The organism is Mammaliicoccus stepanovicii (genome assembly GCF_002902525.1).
Lineage (GTDB): Bacteria > Bacillota > Bacilli > Staphylococcales > Staphylococcaceae > Mammaliicoccus > Mammaliicoccus stepanovicii.
In genome coordinates this window covers 1-6,064 of record NZ_PPQZ01000065.1, presented here as the reverse complement: position 1 = coordinate 6,064, position 6,064 = coordinate 1, and the positions used below count along the sequence as shown (strand labels likewise).

Sequence of the window (6,064 nt, the reverse complement as noted above, 5' to 3'; positions counted from 1 at the left end):
ATGTAATTGTGTATAAGTAAAGGTATCTCCTTGTTCATCGTAGCCTGGTGTTAATATATCAGTATAAAAAAGTGCACTTGTAGCTTGTAATTTAAAAATATTTTTTTGATAAAAATCTGCATTTTTATATGCTATGATCGGATCGCCAACAAATGCTAAATAAGCATTTTCTCCTAAATTAAATGTTTGATATTGTTTAACACAATCTTTTAATGTTTTATATATTTTAGTTGCACCTTGTGTCGTTAAAGAGAGTTCTGCATTATCTTTGATATCTATTTGCATTCTATAACGATCGCCATCTAAATAACCTCCACCTACATTGGATAAGTAGAAAGTCGGGAAGTTTTCTTCATGTAGATAAATTGGTTTTATGACTTTTAATGCACCTTGAAAATATATTTTTGTTGCTACACTTCGATTTTTCTTCTGCTCAATCGTAATGTCTAATTCGCCTATCCAATCTTCCATTATTCAAGCCCTTTTAATAGACAGTCGCGATTAATCCATTCTATTACATTTTCTAATCCTTCGTTTGTTTTTAAATTAGTAAATGTATAAGGCTTGTTACTACGGAAAGTTTCTGTGTCTATTGCCATTTGTTCTAAAGATGCGCCAACGTATGGTGCAAGGTCTGTCTTATTGATTATGAAATAATCTGATTTAATCATACCTTGACCACCTTTACGTGGGATTTTCTCTCCTTGCGCAACATCAATGATGTAAATCGAGAAATCTACAAGTTCAGGACTAAACGTCGCAGCCAAATTATCTCCACCTGATTCAATAAAAATTAATTCTATATCATCATGTGTTTCTAATAATTCATCGATTGCCGCAAAGTTCATAGATGCATCTTCACGTATCGCTGTATGTGGGCAACCTCCTGTTTCTACACCTATAATTCTATCTTCTGGAAGCACACCTGTATTGACTAAAATCTTTTGATCTTCTTTCGTGTATATATCATTCGTGATAACACCTATGCTGATTTCTTTTGAAAGTTCTGCAACTACTTTTTCAATTAATTGTGTCTTACCAGCACCAACTGGTCCACCAATTCCAATTTTAACTAGACTCATTATTTATCCTCCTAAGATATAAATATTCTTACACCTAAATGTTCATGTTCCATCTGATTTATTTCTAATCCAGGTGCAGTTATACCAAAATCTTCTTCCTTTAGTTCAAAGACCATATTTTTCATGCTCTCAATTTCAGGAATAATCGTCGTTATCATTTTTTGACCTTCTGTTTGACCTAAAGGTATAGCTCTAACAGCATTTTGCGTCAAACTTACTATATTTTGATATAAATAGTACTCAATAATTCGTTCTATAGAGACTTCAAGTTTATAACCTATCATGACAAAACATATAGCCGGATGGGCGTATGCTTTCTTCTCTGATACTTTCTTTTGATACTGTACTAACCACTCTGATTCATATAATTCCATTGCAAGTTTTAACAATCGTGTTCCCATCTGTTTACTACCTGTTCTTGTTTCTTTTGGCAAGTTTTGAACAAATAATAAATTATCATATTTCATAACTGTATCCATGTCATTATTTTTTAATGCTTCATATATTACGCGCATTGCTAAACAATCTGAATATACGAGTTGTTCTTTTAAAAATTGCTTTAACCACTGTGTGAAACTCGGTCCATCATATACTCTGTTTTTCTGAATATACGTTTCTAAACCAAACGAGTGACTAAATGCACCCGTCGGTATTTGTGAATCACAAAATTGAAATAGTCTTAGATCTTGTTGATTAATCATGTGAATGTCCAATATGTCTAAATGCTTTGTTTACTTTACGATCTGTATGTTCATATGGAATATTTAACGATTTCAATAAATCTTCCACAAGATAATCATATTGAACAAGCATTTCATCGCCTTCAAATTGCGCAGGTATATGACGGTTTCCTAATTGGTGTGCAATTTCACCCATCATTTTGATGGATGTTGGTTTGATTACAATGATATCTTCGCTATTCACGTCTACGATGATCATATTTTTGTCATCTTTATATAATATGTCTCCATATTCTAAATCGACTGGTTTTTTCAAACGAATACCGATTTCTGTTCCATGATCTGAAACAACTCTTTGAATTCGTTTAACAAGATCTGAATTTTCTAAGTAAACTTTCTCAATATGTACTTCTTTTTCTGCTGCTGATAAATTTGCTATATTTCCTTGAATTTCTTCGATAATCATATGTTTTGCCCTCCTAGAATAAGAAATATCTTTGCGCTAAAGGTAATTCAGTTGCTGGTTCGCTCGTAACTAATTCACCATCTACAAACACTTCATAAGTTTGTGGGTCTACATCAATCTTTGGAGTTTCACCATTGTTTTTCATATCTTTTTTAGTTAAATTACGAATATTTCCTACTGGACGAACCATTCTATTTAAATTCAATTCATCTTTAATTCCATTATCATATGCTGCTTTTGAAACAAATGTCATCGATGTATTAGCAATATTAGATCCTAATTGACCGTACATTGATTGAAATCTAATTGGTTCCGCTGTCGGAATTGACGCGTTAGCATCACCATTAATTGCTGTACTAATCATCCCCCCTTTAATGACCATATCTGGTTTCACGCCAAAGAATGCTGGGTTCCATAATACAATATCCGCTAATTTTCCAGGTTCAATCGAACCTACATAATCTGAAATACCATGAGCAATTGCTGGGTTGATTGTATATTTTGCAATATAGCGTTTAATACGATTATTGTCATCATATTCTCCGTCACCATCAAGTGCACCAAATTGTTCTTTCATACGATGTGCAACTTGCCAAGTACGTGTAATAACTTCTCCAACACGTCCCATAGCTTGAGAATCGGAACTTACCATACTGAATATCCCTTTATCTTGCAGTACATCTTCAGCAGCAATCGTTTCTTTACGAATACGTGAGTCTGCAAAAGCAATATCTTCAGGAATTGATGAATTTAAATGGTGCGTAATCATAACCATGTCTAAATGTTCATCTATCGTATTCACTGTATAAGGTAAAGTCGGATTTGTTGATGATGGCAAGATGTTGGAATAACTTGCGGATTTAATTAAGTCAGGTGCATGTCCACCACCTGCTCCTTCTGTATGATACATATGCAATACGCGATCTTTAACTGCTGCCATAGTATCTTCCATAAATCCTGCTTCATTTAACGTATCCGCATGAAGTGCAACTTGTACATCAAATTCATCTGCAACTTCTAAAGCATGATCTAATGCAGAAGGTGTTGCACCCCAGTCCTCATGCACTTTTAAGCCAATTACGCCTGCTTCAATTTGTTCAATCAATGCTTGTTTATTTACTGCTTGCCCTTTTCCTGTATATCCAATGTTGATTGGTAATCCTTCAGCTGCTTGGAGCATTCTATGTATGTACCATGCTCCAGGTGTAACTGTAGTTGCATTTGTACCTTCCGAAGTACCCGTACCACCACCGATATGTGTCGTAATACCACTTTCAAGTGCAATTTGTGCTTGTTCAGGATTAATAAAATGAACATGCGTATCAATTCCACCTGCTGTAATAATTTTACCTTCACCAGCAATAATATCTGTAGATGCACCGATAATCATATCTACGTTATCCATGATATCTGGGTTACCAGCTTTACCAATGATTTGGATGATACCATCTTTAATTCCGATATCAGCTTTAACAATTTTGTCGTAATTGATAATCAAAGCATTCGTAATAACTAAATCCATTACACGACTATCCGTTCTCGTTGCATTTGGATTTTGTGCCATACCATCACGAATTGATTTACCACCGCCAAATGAAACTTCTTCACCATATACAGCATAATCTTTCTCAACTTTTGCAAATAAATTTGTATCTCCAAGTCTTACAGAACTACCTTTAGTAGGTCCATACAGACTGTTGTATTGTGAGTTTTGCATTTCAAATCCCATAGTATAACCACCCTTAATCATATTAAATTTCTATTATTTTTCTGGTTTATAAACTTTATCTTCATCGAGTTGACCGTCAACTAAGTTACGGAACCCAAATACTTTACGTTTACCTGAGTATTCAATTAAGTGGATTTCTTTCTCATCACCTGGCTCGAACCTAACTGCTGCTCCTGCAGGTATATCAAGTCGCTTGCCGTAAGCTTTTTCTCTTTCAAATGATAATCCTTTATTTGTTTCATAAAAATGAAAATGTGAACCCACTTGAATTGGTCGATCTCCTACATTTTTCACATTAACTATTGTTATATCATGATCTTTGTTTATAATAGTTGTTCCTTCACTGGAAATAATTTCACCTGGTTTCATAATCGAACCTCCTTATATTATTGGATGATGTACAGTAATGAGTTTCGTACCGTCGGGGAATGTTGCTTCAATTTCTAAATCGGTTATCATGTTTTCAACACCGTCCATTACATCATCCTCATTAAGAATTGTTTTACCGAAACTCATTAGTTCGGATACTGTTTTTCCATCTCTTGCACCTTCTAATAATTCATAACTAATTAAAGCCAGTGCTTCAGAATAATTCAGCTTTAATCCTCTTTCTCTTCGCCTTTTTGCTAGGTCAGCAGCTACAACTAACATGAGTTTGTCTGCTTCTCTTTGAGTAAATCTCATATAATCGCCTTCTTTTCTTATATAAAATTGTCATATAACCAATTGACTTAATTATATTATTCCTTTTTTTTACAAATTACTAATATAAAGCTATAATGTCACAAAATTGATAAATAATAGCGAACGCTTAAATTTAGTTATATACTGAATTAATTATTTATGAATTTAACAAAAGGAGTGGAATTTATGAGTTTAACAAATCGTGTACTAAATAATTTTTCTCAAGTTATCTTAATCGAAAACAAATGGACTGGTTTAAGTATATTAATTGCGATCGCCATTGCTGACTGGCAGACTGCTGTGTGTGTAATTATTACAAGTTTATTGTCAATTTATCTCGGTCCGTACTTTAAATTTTCGAAAGAACAAATCAATATAGGTGTTGCTGGTTATAACCCTATCCTTACAACATTAGCATTAAGTGCTTTCTTAACACCGTCACTGGCTACTTATATCCTGATGTTAATTTCTATACCAGTCACACTATTTATACATAAAGTTATGGAAATTTTGCTTAATCGAATATACTTATCGGTTTATACAATGCCATTTATACTTACGAGTTGGGTCATGATCAACAATACTAATTCAACGCAAACAATAAAGACTAACTTACATCTATTACCATCAGATATTGACAACAACCAATTTCCACATGTAGATTTGCAAGGTTTCAACGCATTATTCAATGGCTATTCAGAAATATTTTTAGTATCTGGGGTAATGAGTGGTATATTCATTTTAGTGGGGATATTCTTTGCAGATAAAATACTCGGTCTACTTACACTTATTTCTTGCGCAATAGGCATTGTAATTATCATGGTTATGGAAGGAAATATGGAATTACTCAATCACGGATTATTTGGATATAACATCATCCTACTTATGATTGTTGTTTGGGGTCTTTATAAAAATAAAAAAGAAAAATATATTATCTTATTCTCAGCAATAATACTTGAAGTATTATTAAACCTTGCACTCATTACATTGTTCAAAATCACTGGTCTCCCAGTACTTACCGTACCATTCGTCCTATTATCTTGGATGATTAAAACGTGGTCAGACTATAAAAAGTAAACACTCGATTTTCTAGGCTACTCATTTCTTGAATTCTATAGAAGATGAGTAGCCTTATTTTGTTGCATACTAATTTCATGTTAGTTTTGAATATAATTTCTGCTGATCTCTTGGCTTAACTATGGAGTTATTCCATGACTTTGTCCTTTTCGTGGATTAACTTCCTCGTTATTCCATGACTTCGCCCTTTTCGTGGATTAACTTCCTCGTTATTCCATGACTTTGTCCTTTTCGTGGATTAACTTCCTCGTTATTCCATGACTTCGCCCTTTTCGTGGATTAACTTCCTCATTATTCCATGACTTCGCCCTTTTCGTGGATTAACTTCCTCATTATTCCATGACTT

Annotated in this window: 7 protein-coding genes and 1 pseudogene; 1 reads left to right on the top strand and 7 read right to left on the bottom strand. The window is 33.6% G+C overall.

What is annotated here, in order from left to right:
* The 7 genes and pseudogenes from CD111_RS09330 to CD111_RS09300 form a co-directional block, all read right to left on the bottom strand.
* The coding region (locus CD111_RS09330) for an urease accessory protein UreD (protein WP_206124233.1) at positions 1–471 on the bottom strand (471 nt) is incomplete at its 3' end.
* Positions 471–1,082, bottom strand: coding sequence for an urease accessory protein UreG (gene ureG, locus CD111_RS09325; protein ID WP_371868774.1), 612 nt, complete (start codon positions 1,080–1,082; stop codon positions 471–473). The genes ureG and CD111_RS09330, both read right to left, overlap by 1 nt.
* A gap of 11 nt (positions 1,083–1,093) precedes the next feature.
* Positions 1,094–1,783 carry an urease accessory protein UreF gene (locus tag CD111_RS09320; protein WP_095085286.1) on the bottom strand — a complete coding sequence of 230 codons (690 nt, stop codon included), beginning with the start codon at positions 1,781–1,783 and terminating at the stop codon, positions 1,094–1,096.
* Positions 1,776–2,228, bottom strand: a complete 453-nt coding sequence (gene ureE / locus CD111_RS09315) for an urease accessory protein UreE (RefSeq protein WP_095085285.1) — start codon at positions 2,226–2,228, stop codon at positions 1,776–1,778. Before ureE ends, CD111_RS09320 begins: the two co-directional genes overlap by 8 nt.
* Positions 2,229–2,241: 13 nt before the next feature.
* Entirely contained in the window at positions 2,242–3,957 is a 1,716-nt protein-coding gene (gene ureC, locus CD111_RS09310) for an urease subunit alpha (RefSeq protein WP_095085283.1), read from the bottom strand.
* Positions 3,958–3,999: 42 nt separating this feature from the next.
* Positions 4,000–4,326: pseudogene (locus tag CD111_RS09305) on the bottom strand (urease subunit beta); the annotation flags it as partial.
* 12 nt (positions 4,327–4,338) lie between these two features.
* Positions 4,339–4,641, bottom strand: a complete 303-nt coding sequence (locus CD111_RS09300) for an urease subunit gamma (RefSeq protein ID WP_095085281.1) — start codon at positions 4,639–4,641, stop codon at positions 4,339–4,341.
* Between the two features lie 186 nt (positions 4,642–4,827).
* Here CD111_RS09300 and CD111_RS09295 point away from each other — a divergent pair, with 186 nt between their 5' ends.
* Complete coding sequence (locus tag CD111_RS09295; protein ID WP_158245691.1) at positions 4,828–5,718, top strand: urea transporter; 891 nt, start codon at positions 4,828–4,830, stop codon at positions 5,716–5,718.
* Positions 5,719–6,064: the final 346 nt, after the last annotated feature.

Excerpts from the sequence above, each read along its gene's own strand:
- CD111_RS09300 (WP_095085281.1), bottom strand. The coding sequence starts at position 4,641 with ATGAGATTTACTCAAAGAGAAGCAGACAAACTCATGTTAGTTGTAGCT.
- ureE (WP_095085285.1), bottom strand. The coding sequence starts at position 2,228 with ATGATTATCGAAGAAATTCAAGGAAATATAGCAAATTTATCAGCAGCA.
- ureG (WP_371868774.1), bottom strand. The coding sequence starts at position 1,082 with ATGAGTCTAGTTAAAATTGGAATTGGTGGACCAGTTGGTGCTGGTAAG.
- CD111_RS09320 (WP_095085286.1), bottom strand. The coding sequence starts at position 1,783 with ATGATTAATCAACAAGATCTAAGACTATTTCAATTTTGTGATTCACAA.
- ureC (WP_095085283.1), bottom strand. The coding sequence starts at position 3,957 with ATGGGATTTGAAATGCAAAACTCACAATACAACAGTCTGTATGGACCT.
- CD111_RS09295 (WP_158245691.1), top strand. The coding sequence starts at position 4,828 with ATGAGTTTAACAAATCGTGTACTAAATAATTTTTCTCAAGTTATCTTA.